The sequence below is a fragment of the Bacillus sp. ISL-75 genome (assembly GCF_018613095.1).
On record NZ_JAGGQX010000020.1, the window covers coordinates 130,612 to 152,193 of the forward strand.

Below are 21,582 nucleotides of genomic sequence, written 5' to 3' on the forward strand. Positions count from 1 at the left end.
CTCACCAAAAAATTTGGTGAGTTTCTTCTGTACTATTTGCTGGAATCTATTTATTTAATGACTGGGCAGCCATCCATTCCATGATTGTTGTTGTTTTGCCATTAATAGATGCTGCAGGTTCATTGTTGTATACATAAATCCATGACCAGTGTCCAGCGTATTGATATGGTGTACCATCTGCATTGTTAAATAAGCCTGAAGTATCATGTACGTCATCAAATAACGATAATTGTACATTCTTTGCTCCAGCTTGGATTAATCGGTCATAGGTTGGTACTGTGTTGATTGCAGGAGGCAATGTCGTATCATTTTTAGCTGCAACAAACCAGATTGGAGTTTCTTTAATTTTTTGGATGTCAGCATCGGTTATCAATGTATCATTTAACCCTTCACATACCGGATAAGCGGCTGCAAAGTATCCTGGATAATCACGAACCATTAACATTGTCATATATCCGCCATTTGAAGCTCCGCCAATGTAGATTCTATTTGGATCAATATCAGGATTTTTTGAAACATAATCTTTAATTAGTGCCATAAGAGCTTCTTCATAGATAGAAGTTCCATCTGCTCCACCCGTTATAGAACCATGCATCCATCTAGTAGGTGCCTGAGGTGCTAAAACATAAGCTCCACCAAAGTAAGATTGAATTTTATCAGTAGAAAGACTTACAGCTTTATTTGCAGAAAGTGGAATGGTTGCATCTGTTCCCCCTTCACCGCCGCCGTGGAGCCAGATAATTAGTGGATTCTTTCCTTTGTCTTTTGCTGGTGCATAATCTGCGTAAGTTAATGTAGTATTATCAAACGTTGCTTTCCCGGTAGTGAAGTCATCGACAATTTCTCTTTTTTCCCCTGCAAATGTGTCAACCACTAACCCCGAGATGGTTCCAGCGCTAGTCACAATGTCTTTTTGTTGAGTGATCGTATATTTGCTATCAATCCAATCATTAAATCGGGTTCCAGCAAAATCATAGTTGAGCGGGGAACCTAAAGATACAGTTGGTCCAATCTTCATTTCTAATACCACGTATTTTCCTGTTGCAACTGCAGGGTTTCCGTCTTTATCCGAAACATATGCTTTTGTAACGGTACGGTCACCTTCCTCTAGAAATGGTGTCTTTAACCTGCTGTCACTTCTAACAACATGAACATTGAACGTATCTGTTGTTACGGAGTCTTTTGGAATCGGTCTGCCTACATCGACGATTACTTTTGTAATGGCCGCTCCCCAATCTTCAATCTCTGTAACCGTACGGTAAGAGGTTGGCTGCGTCTTAACTTCCTTGGCAAGTGCCCCTAAGCTGAAAGGAAATGCCATCATAATGGCCATCAGTAAGAACATAATTCTTTTTATCATTTATTTTGCCTCCTCATTTTTCCTTTTAAGTCTATCTATCTATCTTTCTATTGATTGTACTTTGATAGCCTATCTAATTGAACTTCAGGACCATTGTTATTAACCGTTTCAACAACTAAGTCTTTATCTACTTTAAAGGTTAAGGTGCCTCTGAAATCCTTTGAAGACGAACCTACATGGAATTGATAGGAACCCTTTTCTAAAATCCATGAAGAAGTATCTTCATCAAAGGAAGCAATATCTTTTGGATTTATAAAGAAATTAACTGATTCTTTTTGCCCCGGCTTTAGCACTCTCGTTTTTGTAAAGGCCTTAAGTTCGATGGATGGTTTTTCTAGTTTCCCATCTGGTGCACTTACATATAGTTGTGGTGCTTCTTTTCCAGCAAAGGAACCAGAGTTTGTCACTTTAAACGAGACTTTAATTTTATTAGATAAGTTGTCTTTATTTAATTTAAAATCGCTATAATCAAAAGTTGTATAAGATAGTCCATAACCAAATTCATAGGCAGTTGGTACATTAAATGTCGAGTAGTAGCGGTAGCCTACATAAATATCTTCATTATATTTCACTAGATTTGGATTGCCATCAGAGCTTGGGAAGTTAGCATAACTTGGCGCATCCTCTAAATGAACTGGGAAGGTTGCCGGTAGTTTACCTGAAGGATTTGCTTTGCCGGAAAGAACATCTGTAAGGGCATTCCCTGCTTCCATCCCAGGCTGCCATGATAATAAAATGGAATCGGCATAGTCCTTCCAGTCTGCCGTGTTAAATGGAGTCCCAACATTTAAGACCACTACAACCTTTTTATTAACAGCGTGATATGCTTCAGAAACCTTTTCAATTAGTTCTAACTCTTTTGCAGTTGGTTCAAAGGTAGTCACATTTCCATCTGCACCTTCCCCAGATCCTCTTGCAATCATGACCACGCCGATATCGGAATTGTTTGCCATATATTTTGCATCTTCGAGAGTTAGATTTTCATTGATTTCTATACCGCTCGCGTTCGTATAAACAGGAGTATACCCTCCATTTTTCAGTCCTTCTGGAAGCTGGACCGTATGTGTTGGGGTAACATAGGCACTTCCTGTTCCCATTAAGAACATTTTCGTAGCGGCATTATCCGTCGTACACGCAGAAGAAGGGGTACCAAATCCACAGCTTGGCATGGTATAGGAGTTGCCGACTAAACCGACCTTCTTGACCTTATCTGTAAACGGAAGCGCTTTATTTTTATTTTTTAATAAAACCATTCCTTCCGGTGCAGCTTCTCTTGAAAGTTTTGCATTAGCAGCTGCAAGGTCAGCACTTACACTTTGTTTCGTATCATCAACGCTACTTAATTTTTTGAATGTAGGTGACTTAACCACTAAATTAAGAATATTCTCGATGGCACTATCAAGTTTCTCCTCTGGAAGTGAACCGTCTAAGATGGCCGCTTTAACTGCTGCCTTACCAACCGCATTTAAACTTGGCATGGACAAGTCATTTCCGCCATTCAACATCGCTACTCCATTTTGTTTAGATCCGCCCCAGTCTGTCATAACCATTCCGTTAAAGCCCCAGTCACTTCTTAGTACATCATTTAACAGCCATGAATTATGAGCAGAAAATGGACCATTTATCGAGTTATAGGAACTCATTACGGTCCAAGGATTTGCTTCTTTAACCACCCGCTCGAATCCGGCTAAATAAATTTCTCTTAAGGCACGTTCAGAAATGATTTCGTTTACTGACTGTCTGTTTGTTTCCTGATTATTTGCTGCATAGTGCTTCATACTTACACCAACACCCTGGTCTTGCACGCCTTTAGTAAACTCAGCTGCCATTTCACCGCTTAAGTATGGATCTTCCGAATAATATTCGAAGTTTCTTCCACCTCTTGGATCTCTGTGAATATTCAATGCGGGTCCTAATATAACATCTACGCCATAATCAAGGGTTTCTTTTCCCATCGCGCTAGAAACCTGGTACATTAAATCCTTATTAAAACTAGCAGATAATGCCGAGGGAATTGGGAAACCAGTTGTCGACTTATTTGCTGTTGATCCAAATCGAAGCCCGGCTGGACCATCGGCAAAAGTAAGCTTTGGAATACCAAGCCGTGGAATTGGAAACGTTCCTCCAGCAGCCCCTGTTACTGCCGCACCAGCTCCTCCGATCAAATCCACCTTTTCGTCCAGCGTCATGGCCCGAATAACTGCTGGAATGGAAGCTTGGTCCACTAACATCGGTGTTTGCTCCTGAACAGCATCAGTTTGTACACCACTATTGTCAGTAGCAACAGCCGCAGTATTAACATGTAATGGTGGCTGTTCTTCTGCTAGTACTCCTGAATAACCTGATGACAATAGCATTAGACTTAACATGGATGAACTTAGAACTTTGTAATAACCCTTCACACCTAACAACCCCTTCTTTCGAATGAAAACCCTTACAACCAAGAGGTTAACATGTAAGGTGTAATTCGATAAGTTACAAGAGGTAGCATTAAATTGTGATTTACTAGATTAATTTGTTATAGACTGGATATTCAATAAATTATTAACTATTCAAGAGGAATTATACATATTTCTTAGACATTATTCGACATGAATTAAGAGAAAGGGTTATAAAACTGTAAAGGAAATCAGTTTAAACTCTTTCTATCGATTCTTAATCTCTTTCAACTAAAACAAAATAGTGAAGATTTTCGCAATATAATCCAGAAAATTATCAATAGTCTGAAACTTAATTTAAGTTAAACTTGCAATGAAAGCGTTTTAATTTATGAGTAAAAAGTTCAAACTAATTTGATGGGGGTATTAGAATTATGTTAAAAAAACTAAAGAAAAAGAAAAAGTCAAAATTACTTGCCATTACTCTTACATCTTCATTACTTCTCTCAGGACTCACTTTTGACATTGCATCCGCTCAGAGTCAAGATCCATCAACCGTACAACAAAACCAATCTACTACAGTACAGTCAACAGAACCTAACTTAACAGATGCGGCTTCCATTGACAGTGTGATTCAAGCCATGACTCTAGAGGAAAAAGCAAAATTTGTAGTGGGTGTAGGGATGCCTGGGTTTACAAGAGGACCCTTCGAAGTAACCGGAGCAGTAGGCGGCACCTATGGAATTCTTCGGTTAGGGATCCCTGAACTGCGTTTTGCCGACGGCCCGGCAGGACTACGGATTCGTCCAACAAGACCTGGACAAACTCAAACTTATTATGCAACCGCTTTCCCAATTGCGACGGCGCTGGCATCTACTTGGGACCCTGCAACAGCAGAAGCAGTAGGTAAAGCGCAGGGAAATGAAGTGAAAGAATATGGTGTCGACCTTTTATTAGCCCCGGCACTCAATATCCACCGTAATCCATTAAATGGACGAAACTTCGAATACTATTCAGAGGATCCATTAATTTCAGGAAAAATAGCTGCAGCGATGGTAAATGGGGTACAATCGAACGGCGTTGGCGCAACAATCAAGCACTTTGCTGCTAATAACCAAGAAACAAACAGGAATAGCATTGATACCGTCGTTTCTGAACGAGCATTAAGAGAAATTTATCTAAAAGGCTTTGAAATTGCTGTTAAGGAATCCCATCCATGGTCCGTTATGAGTTCCTATAACAAACTTAATGGAACATACACATCCCAAAATACTGACTTGTTAACAACCGTTTTGCGTAAGGACTGGGGCTACACAGGGTTTGTCATGACTGACTGGTTTGGCGGGGATAATCCGGTAGAACAAATGAGGGCTGGCAATGACATGATTATGCCAGGTGCGTCGTCCCAATCCGATTTAATTGAAGCAGCTGTTGAAGGTAGAACTTTGGACGAAAAAATACTTGACCGCAATATTAAGAACATTCTCCAGATAGTCATACAAACACCTGAGTTTAAAAAGTATCAAAACTCAGACAAGCCTGATTTAGCTGCTCATGCACAAACAGCTCGAAAAGCAGCTGCAGAAGGGATGGTTCTCTTAAAGAACGATAATATGCCACTGCCAATCAGCAAGGATCAGAAGGTCACGTTATTTGGCAATACACAAATTGAAACGGTTAAAGGTGGAACAGGAAGCGGTGATGTTAATGCAGCTTACACTACCTCGATTGCAGATGGCTTAAAGAGTGCTGGATACCAATTAAATCAAACAGAACTCCAGGAATATAAGACATATATTGATACATTGCGCTCGCAGGAGGAATATAAAATTAAACCAAGTCCATGGGGTGAGGATTTTGGCAAGTTAATCCCTGCCATTCCTGAAAAGCCACTAGCAGATAACGAAATTGCCGCTGCTTCCAAAGAATCGAATATTGGTATCATTGTTATTGGCCGAAATTCAGGAGAAGGTGCGGACCGTAAAGTGGTAAAAGGGGACTATCTTCTAAGCGATGCAGAGGAAGACATGATTACAAAGGTCTCAGAAGAGTACCATAAGCAAGGTAAAAAAGTGGCTGTTATTTTGAATATTGGTGGACCTATTGAGGTTGCAAGCTGGCGCGATAAGGTTGACTCTATTCTTTTAGCATGGCAGCCAGGCCAAGAAGCAGGTTATGCTGTAGCTGATGTTATTTCCGGTAAAGTCAATCCGTCCGGAAAACTGACAACTACCTTCCCTGTAAAATACAGCGATATTGCATCGGCAAATAGCTTCCCTGGTACACCTGTTCAGAACCCAACACAAGTCGTCTATAACGAGGACATTTATGTCGGTTATCGCTACAATACCACGTTCAATGTGAAGCCAGCTTATGAATTTGGTTATGGATTGTCCTATACAAGCTTCAACTTTAGCCATGTAAATATCAGCGAAGGTAAGAAATTTAAGGACAAGCTTAAGGTATCCGCTTTGGTGGAAAATACGGGCAAGCTCCCTGGAAGAGAGGTCGTCCAAGTTTATGTTTCCGCCCCAGATGGAAAACTTGAGAAACCTGCAGTTGAACTAAAGGCCTTTGGTAAAACAAAAGACCTTAAGCCTCATCAACGTGAGCTGCTTCAATTCGATCTAAATGCCAAAGACCTTGCCTCCTTCGATGAAGAGAAAAATGCATGGGTTCTAGAAAAAGGCACATATACAGTAAAAGTTGGGGCATCCTCAGAAGACATTAAAGGAACAGCAACGTTTACGGTAGACCACGATATGGTTGTTGAAAAGGTTAACGAGGCATTGGCACCTAAAGTTGATTTTGAACAACTTACCAAATAAATCCTAAAAAAGACATTGGTGATCAGCCCTCATTGAAAGTGAATGAAGGCTGTTTTTTTATTGGTAAAAGTGGTTAAAAATGAGGTTCCGATTGAAATGGAAATCAAAACATTTTCATATTTTGGGAGATTGTCGATTATTGCTATGTTCCGTATAATAAGCTTAACTATGCTATGGGATTGGGGATGTTATATGAGCAAGTTATCTAACGTTGCCTATACAGTTGGAAGTTTGTTTTTTCTTGTCAGTTGCTCACTTTCAATCTTTTATGGATATAAGATCGTTACCCACCACTTACCTAAGGAGGAAAGCGCAGTAAAAAAGTATCGCTACCATCTTATTCTTGTTCCGGAAGAGTTAGATAATGAATATTGGAAGCTTGTAGAAAAAGGGGCAAAGAAGGCAGCAGAAAAATATAGTGTTCAGCTGGAATATGCTGGGCCGAAGCAGGCAAATATTGATGATCATGTAAAAACAATTGAAATGTCGGCTGCCTCAAAAGTTGATGGGATCATTACACAGGGATTGAGTGACGAACAATTTACTCCGCTTATTAATCGGGTCGTAGCGAAGGGCATCCCTGTTATCACGGTCGATACGGACACCTCGAACAGTAAAAGGCTGGCCTATATTGGAACAGATAATTATTATTCCGGCTTTTTAGCAGGGAAAGCTTTGATAGCGGATACAAAGGGTTATGCCAATGTAGCGATTATTACGGGGAGCTTTTATGCGAATCATATGCAGCAGCGGGTTAAGGGATTTCAGGATGCTGTAAAAGCAGAAAAAAGAATCCATATCATTGCTGTGGAAGAGTCAGAGATTAGCAGAGTGAAAGCAGCGGAAAAAGCCAACCAAATTTTGCAGGATCACCCTGAGGTTAACGCGTTCTTTGGGACAAGTGCCTTGGATGGCATCGAAATTGCCCAAGTAGTCGAAAAATATAAAAAACAGAATCAAATTTATATTATTGGCTTTGATACACTACCGGAAACGCTTAAGTTGATAAGAAAGGGAACCATTAAGGCAACCGTTGTCCAGGAACCATTTCAAATGGGCTATGGGGCAGTAAAAATGATGATTGATCTAATTGAGGGGAAAAAGGTTTCGCCTATTGTCCATACGGATACTCGAATTTTGAGAATAAGCGATTTATCCGTGAATAATGGCAGAATGGGGGAGCATGAATGATGTTATTTCGGATTAGATCAAAATTGCTGCTTTATTTTATTGTCCTTGTAGTTTTGTTATCTTCGGTCGGGTTCTTTTTTTATAACAGCAGTGAAAAGCTGGTGACGGAATATGATGACAGCTTTGAACGATTTCTTTTGCTAAATGATATTTCGCAAAGATCCAATTTACTTACGGAAAAGCTTCATGGGTATATTTTAGATAAGGATGAATCCTACCTAAAAGACTATCGAAAAGAAAAGCTAAAGCTTATTAAGGACCAAAAGAGGCTTTATAAAGTAATCAATACGAATGAGGTTACGCTTACAAATTATAAAAATATGATTGACAGTTTTTTGGATGAAGGCGATGCAACTGTTGGTGCTTTTAAGCAGGACGAGATTAATCAATATTCGGGTCATTTTAATGAAGTATTGAAAATAAACTCATTTCTTCAAGAAAGCACTCTTGCGCTATTAAACAATAAACTGACGGACTATCAAAAATTTTATGATCAGATGGAGCAGCAAAACCATTATTATAAGCTCATGTCGATTTCCCTTTTTGCAGCTGCTTTTTTTCTAAGCACTTTGTTGGCATTATGGATTTCCGGCGGGATTACGAAGCCAATTAGACTATTATCACATGCAGCTAAGGAGATTTCAATTGGAAACTTAGCAGGTGAGGATATAAAAATTACCACAAAGGACGAACTTAAGCCATTAACAGAAACCTTCAATCAAATGCGTACGAACCTTAGACAGCTCGTAACGGAAATCAAACAACAAGGGGAGTTGGATAAGTTATTAAAAGAATTGGAGTTAAAGAGTCTCCAAAACCAAATCAATCCTCATTTCCTATTCAATACATTGAATACGGTTTCAAAAATGGCCTATTTGGAAGAAGCGGAACAGACTACAAGATTAATAGAAGCTGTTGCTGCCATACTAAGGTATAACTTGAGTGATTTCGACAAAGCCTCAACGCTAAGAGAAGAAGTAAGAATTGTTCAAGAGTATTTTCATATCCAACAAACACGCTTCGGGGAACGGATTACTTTTATAACGGACATCGAGGATGATTGTTTAGATATAGAAATCCCTAGTTTAATCTTACAGCCATTAATTGAGAACGCATTCATGCATGGGGTTGAATCCTACGAAGAAAATGGGATCATCCGTCTTCATATCTACAGGCATAATCATCAGATTTACGTCGAAGTCATTGATAACGGTACGGGAATGGACGATACTACCAAGAAAAGATTGCTCAAATATGTAGAGTGCATCGAACCAGAAGAAAGATACGAAGCTGAAAAATCAAAAGGTCAATCAACGGGTATTGGTGTGAAAAATGTGATCAGAAGGCTGCAGCTCTTTTATCAGAGAAATGACATTGTTGAAATTGAATCAGAAGTGGACCATGGAACCAATTTTAGACTTACGATTCCTGATGTTGCCAAAGGGGGAAAAGGCCTTGTTGAAAATTCTTATTGTGGATGATGAAGTTTTGGAGCGGACGGCATTAACGAAGATCATTAACCGTTCATCCATGGACGTAATCGTCATTGGAGAAGCCCCCAATGGGAGAAAGGCAATTGAAATGGCCACGGAACATCGGCCTGATATCATTTTTATGGATATAAAAATGCCGGGAATAGATGGCGTTCAAGCTGTCAAAGCGATAAAAAAAATCGCCCCTGGCATTCGGTTTATTATGGTTTCCGCCTTTAATACGTTTGAATATGCGAAAGAAGTGATGCAGCAGGGGGTTAAGGAATACATCTTAAAACCAAGCAGTAAACAAGATATTCTTGCGGCATTAGAGCGCGTTTCTAGTGAAATCCTGGAGGAGAGTAAACAGCGAGAAGAGCAGCAAAATTTGCGCCAAAACCTGGACCGTGCCGTATCGATCGCGCAAAAAGAATGGGTATCATCGGTATTAGTAAATCAAGTTCAGGATATTACCTTTGATGAATGGGGCCAGCTGCTTGGAGTTGAGATTACTTCCGGGTATATCATGCTTTTCTCACTGCGGCCTCGGGGCATGACGGAACTTTCAGCAGTTGAAAAACAGAACTGGTATTTGTGGCTTAAGGATACCCTTAATTCTGTCATGATTAAACAGGAAATGATGGTTGGGCCGTCAACCGATTCACAGGTGCCTGTGTTATTCCTCTGTAAAAAAGCGACGGAAAAGGTCCATTTTAAAACGAATGCACAGGCAGTCATCGATAATCTGAACAGTCTTTTTGAAAAGAAAGGATTCAATGCCGAGTTAAGGATCGGGGTTGGCCTTCCTTATAACCATGCACATGAACTAAATAAATCTTATCATGAAGCGCTAATGGCCCTGCAGCACCTCGTAAAAACTCCAAATCGAAAGTATTTATTTGCAGTAAAACAAGGGTCTGCTGAACTCCCTTCTCAATCAGGTGTGTTAGAGATTGAGAAGAAACTACTAGAAGCTGTCCGGCAGGGAGATGTCAATCAGGTTTTGTTCATTTTTGAAACATTTGCCAAAATGCTAGCAGAGGACAAGAATATTAAAGGGTCACTAGTTAAAAAGTCATTTGATGAATTGTTTATTATCATTTCCCGAATGCTCCATGATTTAGGTATAAGCTATGAACGAACACCTGCAGTGGAAGAGTCTGAGGATATTATGGCGATTTTTGAAAAAGGAAAGGCCCATTTATTAGCCGTCGTTCATCATGTCCAGGTATGGCGAAACAATCACGCTAAGGGCATGCTCCATAAGGCAAAGGAATATATCGAAAACCATTATGCTGCTTCGATTACATTGGAATTAGTGGCAGAATATGTGGAGCTTAGTCCCTATTATTTTAGCAAATTATTTAAAGATCGTTTTGGGATGACCTTTATTGATTATGTGACGGAAATAAGAATCCAGCATGCCAAGGCTGCGATGGTTGACCCAGGAAAAAGCTTAAAGGAAATATGCTATACGATTGGCTACAAGGATCCAAACTATTTTAGCCGCGTGTTTAAAAAACACACAGGTTTATCGCCAACTGAATTTCGCAAAGTAACAGTAGGTTAATATTTTTCCTCTAATGAGATCAATCCGTCGTAGTGGATTGGTCTCATTTTTTTTTATAAAAAATAAAGCGTTTGCAAAAAAGTCTAGATAATCACAAATTAATGCTAGACTTTTGACCTATTGAAGCGAATCCCCCCATGCTAACATAAGTGTAAGGGCTTACACCAAGGTTAAGTGGAGCGGTTCTGCTGCCTTACCAGAGTCTTTACTAAATAGTAAAAGGAGAATGACAACATGCTTAAAAAGAAAAAAGGTTTAATTCTATCTTTAACAGTTGCATCTAGTATTCTATTAGCAACAGGATGCAGTGATTCAACAAGCGGTACAGATTCTGGAAAAGGCAAGGACAACAGTCTTCCAGCAGTTGGGGCAACTATTTACAAATTTGATGACAACTTCATGTCCTATGTTCGCCGTGCAATGGAGACTTCAGCAAAAGATAAAGTAAAGCTCATGCTAAATGACTCGCAAAACGACCAAGCAAAACAGATTGAACAAGTTGATACCCTAATTGCTAAAGGAGCAAAATCTCTAGCAATTAACCTGGTTGATCCAAAAGCGGCGCAAACAATTGTGGACAAAGCAAAAGCAAAAGATCTTCCGGTTATCTTCTTTAATAAAGAGCCTGATGCAAGTGTATTAAAAGGCTATGATAAAGCTTACTATGTTGGAACAACATCTTCTGAATCAGGTGTACTTCAAGGTGAACTGATTGCAAAGGCTTGGGAAGCTAACAAAGATAAATATGACAAAAACAAAGATGGCAAGCTTCAATATGTATTACTAAAGGGTGAGCCAGGACACCCAGATGCAGAAGCTCGTACAAAATTTGCAGTGGATACTGTAAAAGAAAAAGGGATTCAAGTGGAAGAATTAGCTATGGATACAGCGATGTGGGATGCAATGAAAGCAACTGAAAAAATGGATGCTTGGCTTGCAAAATACAATGACAAAATCGAATTTGTTATTGCCAACAACGATGGTATGGCATTAGGTGCGATTGCTTCACTTGAAAAAGCAGGCTACTTCTCCGGCGACAAGTTCATGCCTGTTGTAGGTGTTGACGCGATTCCAGAAGCACTTGAAATGATTGAAAATGGTAAAATGGTTGGTTCCATCTTAAATGATGCGAAAAACCAAGGTAGCGCCACTATTCAGCTAGCAGCAAATGCAGCAAACGGCAAAGATGTATTAGACGGAACTGAGTGGAAGCTAGACGATAATAAAGCAGTTCGTGTTCCTTACATTGAAGTAACAAAAGATAATATCCAAGTTGGTAGAGACGCTTATAAGTAAGAAAAGCAGAAGCGCCTTGTCCAGGGGCGACAGGCATAAGACGAGCCGGCGAGAAGGTTGCCCTTTGACCTTCTTGACGGATTGGCTTATGACCCCGAGCCCCTAGGCGCTCCTCGAACAAAGGAAAAGCGGACGCTTTTCCTTCGTTCGGGGTAAGACTCCAAATATTTGGAGCTGGATACCGCAAAAAAATTATTACTCTCTTTAAAAGTTTGAGAAGCATCCAGTGGAGCTCTCATCCTTTTTTAAATGGTTTCAGAGGAGGTTCGCTCATGTCAGAATCAAGTTCTACTAATTTACTAGAAATGCTTAATATAACCAAAAGGTTCCCAGGGGTACTCGCTTTAGACAATGTTTCCCTAAAAGTAAAGCCTGGATCGGTACATGCCTTAATGGGCGAGAACGGTGCGGGAAAATCGACGTTAATGAAATGCTTATTCGGCATTTATTCGATGGATGAAGGCAAAATTCTTTTTGGTGGGAAAGAAGTTTCCTTTGCCAATTCGAAGCAAGCCCTCGAAAACGGAGTTTCTATGGTACACCAAGAACTAAATCAGGTACGTCAACAGAATGTTATGGACAATATTTGGCTGGGGCGTTATCCGAAAAAGGGCATTTTCATCGATGAAAAGAAAATGTACGAGGATACAGCTGCTATTTTTAAAAGTCTTGATATCAGTATTAATCCACGTAGTAAGGTGAGCACGCTTTCTGTTTCCGAAATGCAGATGGTGGAAATTGCAAAAGCTGTTTCCTACCATTCTAAAATTATAGTAATGGACGAACCAACCTCCTCTCTAACAGAGACGGAAGTAAATCATCTGTTCAGAATCATCAAAAGGCTTCAAAGTGAGAACGTTGCGATTATCTATATTTCACACAAAATGGAGGAAATCTTAAAGATTTCTGACGAAGTAACGATCATGCGTGATGGTCAGTATATAGCAACAAAAAGTTCGAAGGACCTTACAACCGATGAAATTATTAAATTGATGGTAGGACGTGACCTTTCACAACGGTTCCCTGAAAAAATAAACAAACCAGGGGAATTAATATTGAAAGTATCTGATTTGACTGCAGAAACACAGCCTTCTTTTTCTAATGTCGGCTTCGAGTTAAGAAAAGGCGAAATCTTAGGTATTGCCGGATTGGTTGGCTCGAAACGGACCGAGGTGGTTGAAGCATTATTTGGGATGAGGGCGCTAACATCAGGAACGATTGAATTAAATGGCAAGGTAGTTAAAAACCATTCACCGCAGCAAGCCATCAAAAATGGATTTGCCCTTGTAACGGAAGAAAGAAGATCAACCGGTATTTTCCCAGAACTAAGCATTAGCTTTAACTCGATCATTTCTAACATGAAGCAATATAAAACAAAAAGCGGATTCTTATCTGACCGCAAAGTCGCCGATGATACCCAGTGGGTAATTGATTCCATGAAGGTAAAGACACCTTCCCAAAAGACATCGATTGGAAGTTTATCAGGTGGAAACCAACAGAAGGTAATTATTGGCCGATGGCTGCTAACAAAACCAGATATTTTATTGCTTGATGAACCAACTAGGGGAATTGATGTCGGGGCAAAGTTTGAAATTTATCAACTCATTAACCAATTAGCTGCAGAAGGAAAAGGGATTATCATGATTTCTTCCGAAATGCCTGAGCTTTTGGGTGTAACCGACCGAATTTTAGTCATGAGTAATGGAAAAGCAGCTGGAATTGTTGAGACTCACGCAACATCTCAAGAAGAAATCATGCAATTAGCAGCTTTGTATTAGGAGGAATGGATATGAATACTCAAGCTTCAAAAAAATCAAGCGTATCAAAATGGCTTGTTGATAACGTAATTTATGTAGTTTTAATCCTTCTTGTTGTCGGGATTGTCGCTGCTTCTCCGGACTTTTTATCGATGACAAACTTAATTAATATCTTAAGTCAATCATCCTCACGTATTATTATCGCACTTGGGGTAGCAGGTATCTTAATTACTGCAGGTACTGACCTTTCAGCGGGCCGGATGGTTGGACTTGCAGCCGTCATATCAGCCTCGATGCTGCAAGCAGGGGATTATGCTTATCGAATGTATCCAAACCTGCCGGAATTACCGTTAATTGTGCCGATTGTCATTGCGATGGTAGCAACAGGTCTAATTTCAGCATTAAACGGTGTCATTGTAGCAAAATTTCATGTTCCTCCATTCATTGCTACCTTAGGTATGATGATTGGTGTTTACGGACTAACTTCGATTTATTTTGACCGCCCGCCATATGGTGCGCAGCCTATTGGCGGATTAAGCCAAGCCTTTACAACTTTTGCGCAACGCGGAATAAAAATTGGCCAATATGAATTTCCATATCTCATTATTTATGCCATTGTAGTATCACTTATCATTTGGGTGATTTGGAATAAAACACAGCTAGGTAAAAATATGTACGCCATTGGTGGAAACCCAGAAGCTGCTAAGGTTTCGGGTGTAAACGTAGCAAGAAACCTGATTATCATTTACACGATCGCAGGTCTTCTTTATGGCTTAACAGGTACACTGGAAGCTGGACGTGTAGGTAGTGCAACAAACAACACAGGTAACATGTATGAACTAGATGCAATCGCAGCCTGCGTAGTCGGCGGTGTATCACTATCAGGTGGAATTGGAACCGTCCCTGGTGTTATCACAGGGGTACTGATTTTCCAAGTCATCAACTACGGATTAGCCTTCCTTGGCGTAAGCCCATACATTCAATTCATCGTAAAAGGCTTAATCATCATCGTCGCAGTAGCCTTTGACATGCGCAAACACGCAAAGAAAAAATAAGTAGATTAGTATTAAAAATTTGGTGTCAGGCACCGTTCGTGGACAAATGTCCACGAGCGGTGCCTGACACCTTTTTATATTTTGTGATGTTGCCAATACATACAATCTATAAAACAATTTGTGGGTAAGATTTGATGTTTTGTCTAATGACAGGCCTTAGCAGTGGTGTATAATTAAATTGTTGTCTGAATATTTACTTAAATTTAATATTAGGCTTACCTTGGACCTCAGAACAGCTTCAAAATCAAAAGTCCGCAAATTTCTGTTTTTATCCCCACGAGATTTTTAACATTGAATTATGCACTTTATCTCAGATAAAAAAGGGAGTGTTTAATCATGCAACGACAAAAATTATTGATTAACGGAGAAAGACTGAAAACGACATTGGAACAATTTGCAAACTTTGGCCGGACAGAAAACAATGGGGTCACAAGGTTGTCTTTATCAAAAGAAGATATCCGGGTAAGAGATTACTTCCGTTCTTGCTGCGAGGAATTAGGGTTGACAGTCAAGGTGGATGATATGGGATGCATGTATGCGACACTGACTGGGAAAGAAGAAAAGCCGCCAATTCTTATTGGCTCCCATTTAGATTCGGTGAAAAAAGGCGGCCGTTTCGATGGTGTCTTAGGGGTAGTTGCTGGTTTAGAAGTGGTTCGAACGTTGGTCGAGAATCAAATTAAACCACAGATCCCGATCACAATTGTTAACTTTACGAATGAAGAAGGTGCCAGGTTTGAACCTTCGATGATGGCATCGGGGGTACTCTCAGGCAAATTCGAAAAGTCTGCTATGTTAAAAAAGGTAGATTCAGAGGGAGTTACTTTTGGGGAGGCGTTAAAGTCGAGCGGGTACGAAGGCGGTGTGGAGAATCGATTGAAAGAGGCATCGGCACTTTTAGAGCTCCACATTGAACAAGGACCGATCCTTGAAAAAGAGGCACTCTCAATCGGTGTTGTAGAATGTGTGGTGGGAATGGCCTGCTATGAGATTGAAGTAACAGGGGAATCCGACCACGCGGGCACAACTCCAATGAAGATGAGAAAAGATGCCTTGTTTGCAACCAATAACTTAATAAACGAAATCCGCAGGCGGTTAGGAGTATTAGATGAAGATTTAGTCTTCACGATTGGCAGAGTAAACGTGTACCCAAGCATCCATACGGTCATTCCGAACAAGGTCATCTTTACTCTTGAAGCACGCCATAAAGACATGGAAATTGTCCGTACGGTTAAAAAATTCATCGAAGCACTTCCGAATTTAACCTCGTTAAATGAAGGCTGTGAGGTAAAAACAACAAAATTATGGGAGCGGGACACCGTTTGGTTCGAATCTGAAATTTGCCAGCGTTTAGAAGAATCGGCACAGGCGCTCGGGTATTCTAATAGAAGAATGGTCAGCGGTGCCGGCCATGATGCCCAATTCATTGCGAGCTTCGTTCCTACGGCCATGCTATTTGTCCCTAGTATTAACGGCAAAAGCCATTGTGAAGAAGAGTTAACTACTTGGGAAGATTGCGAAAAAGGGATCAATGTTTTATTAGATACGGTTTTAACGATGTTAGCAAAATAGTTTTTAATTAAATAAGCTAGCTTTAAAGGGATCTTTTCGTGATGCGGAAAGGTCTCTTTCTTACTTTGGCGATCTTTTTTTAAAAGTTCTTTATTGTAAAATCTGCCAATAAAGTGTAAAATTACACTATATTATATTTACGGAGTAACTACTTTATTGGTAAAAAGGAGCGAGCATATGGGGAAAAAGGTAAAGTTCATATTATTGTATTTTGGGATTGTACCGCTTGTAGTTTCATTTGGAGAATTAGCAATACTGATGGAGTTTGATCATATCCTATTAGCATCATTGCCTGTCTTGATTATCTTCGGATGCCTTGCTGGGTTTCTAGCTAGTAAAAAACTCCTTAAGCAGGACAACTTGAAAGACTATTTGATCCCTGTACTTGTTCCTCTTGCCTATACAGCTGTACTGTGGGCTGTATTTATGCTGATTAGCAGCGGGTTTTACGGAGCTGATGCTTGGTTGTATTATAGTGTCTTTCATCTTCCCTTTGCACCAATCTATTTTATGGCCATCTTTTTGGGGGAAGGAAGATTATTTCTTTGGGCACCGTTCGTATATGAGCTTTCCTTTGTTTTAGGAGTATTATTTGCCGTGTTGAAAAGGAGGACGCGCCCAGCCTTTAATAGAAAGCAATTGCTGTCTGTTGTAATGGTATTTATCCTTGCAATGGGTACGGGTGCGGCTGTTCAATGGCACCGTAGTCAAACGGTCCTGCCATCGTATGGTTTTAAATATGGAGGGGGATATTCTAGTACGGATCTCTATCCTTATGATGTTAACAACCCAGATAATATCCTGCCAAAGCTGAAAACTGCCTCAACCTTTACAATCAAAAACCCGAGTGAAATGCCTATTTTAGATGGAGCAGAAGCGGCGTTCCCGGTTTATTCTGCCTTTGCCAATGCAGCCTATGAAAATATCGAAAAGGTTTATCAAGAATACGGGGAGGTCGTCACCTTCACCAATACGATTTATGCTTATGAACGGCTTTTAACAGGCGATGTCGATATATACTTTGGAGCAGAGCCATCGAAACAACAACAGCAAATGGCGAAAGAGGCAGGGAAAGAACTGGTCATGACCCCGATTGGGAAGGAAGCGTTTGTCTTTTTTGTTAACCCCGAAAATAAGATTGATAGCTTAGCTGTTTCAGAGATTAAAGACATCTACGCTGGAAAAATAAAAACCTGGTCAAAACTTGGCGGCAAGGACGAAAAGATTATTGCCTTTCAACGTCCAGAAAATTCAGGAAGCCAAACACTGTTGGAGAAAATAATGGGCGATACGCCGATTATGAAGCCTCTAAAAGAAGATGTACCTGAAGGGATGGGCGGGATTATTGAACAGGTTGCTGATTACCGAAACTACGACAACTCGATTGGTTTTTCATTTCGCTTCTTTGCAACCGGAATGAAGGCGAACACTGACATTAAACTGCTGGCCATTAATGGGATTGAACCAACTCCCGAAAACATCGCGAGCGGTAAATACCCATTCACCGCTTCCCTCTACGCAATCACAGTGAAGGACAACAAAAAAATGCGAACAATCCAACCATTCCTTGAATGGATGCAGGGGCCACAAGGGCAGGAGCTCGTTGAAGAGATTGGCTATATTAGAGTTGGGAAGAAATAGGGTATTAAAATAGGGTGTCAGGCACCGTCCGTGGACACTTGGTCAATTTGTCCACCCGATGTGGACACTTGCCGTTAATTTATAGGAAGTATATTATTGTTTGGACAAAAAGTGAGGGGCACTTGGATGCACTTCGCTTTTTCTTTTGCTCCTCGTAATTTTGATTTTCAAAAAACTTCGGACATCGCCTTAAGGGACTCTATTTTTGGCACACTTCTTGCATATTAAATGAGTGTAACTAGCACTAATTTCATTTAATTCTTTTCAGGAGGTGCGTTAAAGTGAATAAAATTATTTCAATAGAGGAAATTTCCTCCATTCTGACAGATGGAATGACCATTATGGCAGGTGGGTTTATGGGGGTAGGTACACCACAAGAACTGGTAACTGCCCTGCTTGAAGCAGATGTGAAGGATTTAACGCTAATCGCAAATGACACCGCTTTCATCGAAACGGGTGTAGGACCATTAATTGTAAACAAACGAGTTAAAAAAGTAATTGCTTCTCATATCGGTACAAATCCTGAAACAGGCAAGCAAATGATTGCAGGTGAACTGGAAGTAGAACTAGTTCCCCAGGGAACACTTGCTGAACGTGTTCGTGCCGGAGGCTCCGGCCTTGGCGGAGTGTTGACTCCCACCGGTGTTGGAACTGTAGTCGAAGAAGGCAAAGAAAAGATCACCGTCGATGGCCGTGAATATTTACTCGAAAAACCGCTTCGCGCTGAAGTTGCCCTTCTAAAAGCATATAAAGCAGATAAAGCAGGCAATTTGGTTTATCATCGTTCGGCCCGGAATTTTAACCCATTGATGGCCTTGGCGGCAGATCTCGTGATTGTTCAAGTAGAGCAAATCGTTGAAGTTGGAGAAATTGATCCAGATGAAGTGATGACGCCGGGAATTTTGATAGATAAAATTTTCGTTCAGGGAGGTAGTCGATAATGATAAATACGCTAGTGAATCCCAAACAAGTGATCGCTGCTCGTGTTGCGAAGGAATTGCAAGATGGAGATGTAGTTAACCTGGGGATTGGACTGCCGACTATGGTCCCAAACTACCTGCCTGAAAATGTTAACGTCATTCTCCAATCTGAAAATGGATATATCGGACTCGGGCCTGTAGACGGAGAAATTGATCCGGATTTGGTTAATGCGGGTGGGCAGCCTTCGGGTATTAATCCAGGAGGTGCATTCTTCGACAGCCTTTTCTCATTCGAATTGATCCGTGGAGGACATGTGGACGTAACGGTCCTTGGAGGATTAGAGGTTGATGCGAAAGGCAATCTTGCTAACTGGATGGTTCCTGGAAAAATGGTGCCCGGTATGGGTGGAGCAATGGATTTAGTTACTGGAGCCAAGAAAGTTATTGTAGCAATGGAACATATGGCCAAAAACGGATCATCCAAAATAATAGAACAATGTCGATTGCCTTTGACTGGAAAGGGCGTAGTGGACCTGATTGTGACGGAACTAGCGGTCTTTCGTGTAACAGCTGAAGGATTGGTACTGGAGGAACTTCAAGATGGTGTCGAACTTGATACCGTTAAGGAAAAAACAGAAGCTGTGTTTACGATCAATCCAGTTATTTTAAAAGCAAAAAACGGTTAATTAATATGATAGAAAATGAAAAGTAAATCGAGTTTCATAGATTCCGAGGGATTAGGCATTTATCAAATGCTGTTAAAGTCAGTGTTTTAAGTAAATTGATTCCGCAAAAACGGAAAATTCCGGATTTTCGGAATCCAATCGCACTGAATTTTCCGAATTTACGGAATCATAAACGAGAGTATAAAGGGTGGTTTTTGGTAACGTATAGTTATAAACTATTAATTTAGTATAATACTTGTATGATAATAAAGAAAATTTAAATTTTTGAGAAATTAATAACCGATTTTGGCACGGAACTTGCATTTTTTTAAGTGAACTTTAACCTGTAAACGCTTACCAAGGGGATGCTGAAGCTCATACAAAAAGTAAAAAGGGGGATTTAAATGCAATTATTTATTATTCTTTTGTCACTTGGGCTCTTAATGTTTGTTGCCTACCGAGGATTTTCTGTTATCTTATTTGCACCGATTTGTGCACTTTTAGCTGTTGTACTTGTTGACCCAAGCCATGTTTTACCGTTCTTTTCCGGTGTGTTCATGGAAAAAATGGTCGGATTCATTAAATCATACTTCCCAGTGTTCCTATTAGGAGCCATTTTTGGAAAAGTAGTTGAAATGTCAGGGATTGCAGAATCCATCGCTAAGACGATTGTCCGTCTGCTTGGTGCAAAACGTGCGATGCTAACCATTGTATTATTAGGCGCCATATTAACATATAGCGGTGTAAGCTTATTCGTAGCTGTTTTTGCAATTTACCCATTTGCTGCTCAAATGTTCAGGGAAGCGAATATTCCTAAACGCTTAATTCCAGGAACGATTGCACTTGGTGCGTTCACATTCACTATGGATGCCCTGCCGGGAACACCGCAAATTCAAAACGTTATACCAATTCAATTCTTTAAAACAGATATTTATGCGGCACCAACACTTGGAATTATCGGGGCTATTTTTGTCTTAACTCTAGGGTTGCTTTATCTAGAGATGAGGAGGAAAAAGGCAGCAAAAGCAGGGGAAGGTTATTATGGATTTGAAGCCGAAACTGCGGCTGCATTGGATTTAGCTGAATCAAATCAAAAGGACGTAACCGTTCCAGATTTAACGACACATCAATCTGTTTTAAAGCAAATATTAGCGTTTGTACCGCTTGTGCTGGTAGCTGTTTCAAATAAATTATTCATTACCTACATACCAAAATGGTACCCGAACGGTTTTGATTTTTCTGCGATTGGCTTAAAAGCATATACAGTAGATGTTCCTACTGTTGCAGCTATCTGGGCCATTGAAATGGCCTTAGTCGTGGGGATCGTCACGTCACTTGCCTTCGATTGGAAACGTGTGACAGTAAACTTTAAAGAAGGACTAAACCTCAGTATTGCCGGAGCATTGCTTGCAACGATGAATACGGGAGCCGAATACGGTTTTGGCGGTATTATTTCCTCACTTCCAGGATTTGCAAAAATCAGTGACGGGATTTCTAGTACCTTTACGAATCCACTTGTTAACGGTGCGGTTACAACTAGTTCCCTTGCAGGTATTACTGGGTCCGCCTCAGGTGGTATGGGGATTGCGTTAGGCGCGATGGCTGATAAATACAATCAGGCTATTACAGCAGCGAATATTCCACCAGAGGTTATGCACCGTGTTGTCGCCATGGCATCTGGTGGGATGGATACACTTCCACATAACGGTGCCGTCATTACCTTGCTCGCCGTTACAGGATTAACACACAAACAATCGTACCGCGACATTTTCGCCATAACAGTTATTAAAACAATAGCCGTTTTCTTTGTGATTGGTCTTTACACTTTATTTGGGATTATCTAAAGACATTGCGCGTAAATATAGAAGAATAGTTGT

Annotated in this window: 14 protein-coding genes; 12 read left to right on the forward strand and 2 right to left on the reverse strand. The window is 40.4% G+C overall.

Going from position 1 to position 21,582, the window contains the following annotated elements; genetic code table 11:
* Positions 1 to 46: 46 nt before the first annotated feature.
* Together J7E63_RS09825 and J7E63_RS09830 are read right to left on the reverse strand one after the other, a co-directional pair.
* A complete protein-coding gene (locus J7E63_RS09825; RefSeq protein WP_215011483.1) occupies positions 47 to 1,360 on the reverse strand; it encodes a prolyl oligopeptidase family serine peptidase in 1,314 nt (437 codons plus the stop codon).
* A gap of 47 nt (positions 1,361 to 1,407) precedes the next feature.
* Positions 1,408 to 3,762 carry a glycoside hydrolase family 3 C-terminal domain-containing protein gene (locus tag J7E63_RS09830; RefSeq protein WP_215011485.1) on the reverse strand — a complete coding sequence of 785 codons (2,355 nt, stop codon included), beginning with the start codon at positions 3,760 to 3,762 and terminating at the stop codon, positions 1,408 to 1,410.
* A gap of 410 nt (positions 3,763 to 4,172) precedes the next feature.
* Between J7E63_RS09830 and J7E63_RS09835 the strand changes: the two genes are divergently transcribed.
* From J7E63_RS09835 to J7E63_RS09890, 12 genes are all read left to right on the forward strand, one after another.
* Positions 4,173 to 6,566 (forward strand): beta-glucosidase, encoded by a 2,394-nt coding sequence (locus tag J7E63_RS09835; RefSeq protein ID WP_251033455.1) that lies wholly within the window; start codon positions 4,173 to 4,175, stop codon positions 6,564 to 6,566.
* Positions 6,567 to 6,758: 192 nt separating this feature from the next.
* Positions 6,759 to 7,757 carry a sugar-binding protein gene (locus tag J7E63_RS09840; RefSeq protein WP_215011487.1) on the forward strand — a complete coding sequence of 333 codons (999 nt, stop codon included), beginning with the start codon at positions 6,759 to 6,761 and terminating at the stop codon, positions 7,755 to 7,757.
* On the forward strand, positions 7,757 to 9,238 hold the full coding sequence (locus J7E63_RS09845) for a sensor histidine kinase (RefSeq protein ID WP_215011579.1): 1,482 nt from the start codon (positions 7,757 to 7,759) through the stop codon (positions 9,236 to 9,238). The genes J7E63_RS09840 and J7E63_RS09845 overlap by 1 nt, the downstream gene beginning before the upstream one ends.
* Positions 9,213 to 10,799, forward strand: coding sequence for a response regulator transcription factor (locus tag J7E63_RS09850; protein WP_215011489.1), 1,587 nt, complete (start codon positions 9,213 to 9,215; stop codon positions 10,797 to 10,799). The genes J7E63_RS09845 and J7E63_RS09850 overlap by 26 nt, the downstream gene beginning before the upstream one ends.
* 234 nt (positions 10,800 to 11,033) lie before the next feature.
* On the forward strand, positions 11,034 to 12,095 hold the full coding sequence (gene mglB / locus J7E63_RS09855) for a galactose/glucose ABC transporter substrate-binding protein MglB (protein WP_215011491.1): 1,062 nt from the start codon (positions 11,034 to 11,036) through the stop codon (positions 12,093 to 12,095).
* A 272-nt stretch (positions 12,096 to 12,367) separates the two neighbouring features.
* Positions 12,368 to 13,873 (forward strand): galactose/methyl galactoside ABC transporter ATP-binding protein MglA, encoded by a 1,506-nt coding sequence (mglA, locus tag J7E63_RS09860; RefSeq protein ID WP_215011493.1) that lies wholly within the window; start codon positions 12,368 to 12,370, stop codon positions 13,871 to 13,873.
* Positions 13,874 to 13,884: 11 nt separating this feature from the next.
* Entirely contained in the window at positions 13,885 to 14,907 is a 1,023-nt protein-coding gene (gene mglC / locus J7E63_RS09865; protein ID WP_088085227.1) for a galactose/methyl galactoside ABC transporter permease MglC, read from the forward strand.
* A gap of 336 nt (positions 14,908 to 15,243) precedes the next feature.
* Positions 15,244 to 16,479, forward strand: a complete 1,236-nt coding sequence (locus J7E63_RS09870) for a Zn-dependent hydrolase (protein ID WP_215011495.1) — start codon at positions 15,244 to 15,246, stop codon at positions 16,477 to 16,479.
* Between the two features lie 177 nt (positions 16,480 to 16,656).
* A complete protein-coding gene (locus tag J7E63_RS09875; protein WP_215011497.1) occupies positions 16,657 to 18,120 on the forward strand; it encodes a PstS family phosphate ABC transporter substrate-binding protein in 1,464 nt (487 codons plus the stop codon).
* A 281-nt stretch (positions 18,121 to 18,401) separates the two neighbouring features.
* The gene (gene atoD, locus J7E63_RS09880) at positions 18,402 to 19,061 is read left to right on the forward strand and encodes an acetate CoA-transferase subunit alpha (RefSeq protein ID WP_215011499.1); all 660 of its coding nucleotides are present in this window, start codon (positions 18,402 to 18,404) and stop codon (positions 19,059 to 19,061) included.
* Entirely contained in the window at positions 19,061 to 19,726 is a 666-nt protein-coding gene (locus J7E63_RS09885; protein WP_251033456.1) for a 3-oxoacid CoA-transferase subunit B, read from the forward strand. Before atoD ends, J7E63_RS09885 begins: the two co-directional genes overlap by 1 nt.
* A 383-nt stretch (positions 19,727 to 20,109) precedes the next feature.
* Positions 20,110 to 21,549 (forward strand): GntP family permease, encoded by a 1,440-nt coding sequence (locus J7E63_RS09890; RefSeq protein ID WP_215011501.1) that lies wholly within the window; start codon positions 20,110 to 20,112, stop codon positions 21,547 to 21,549.
* Positions 21,550 to 21,582 lie beyond the last annotated feature (33 nt).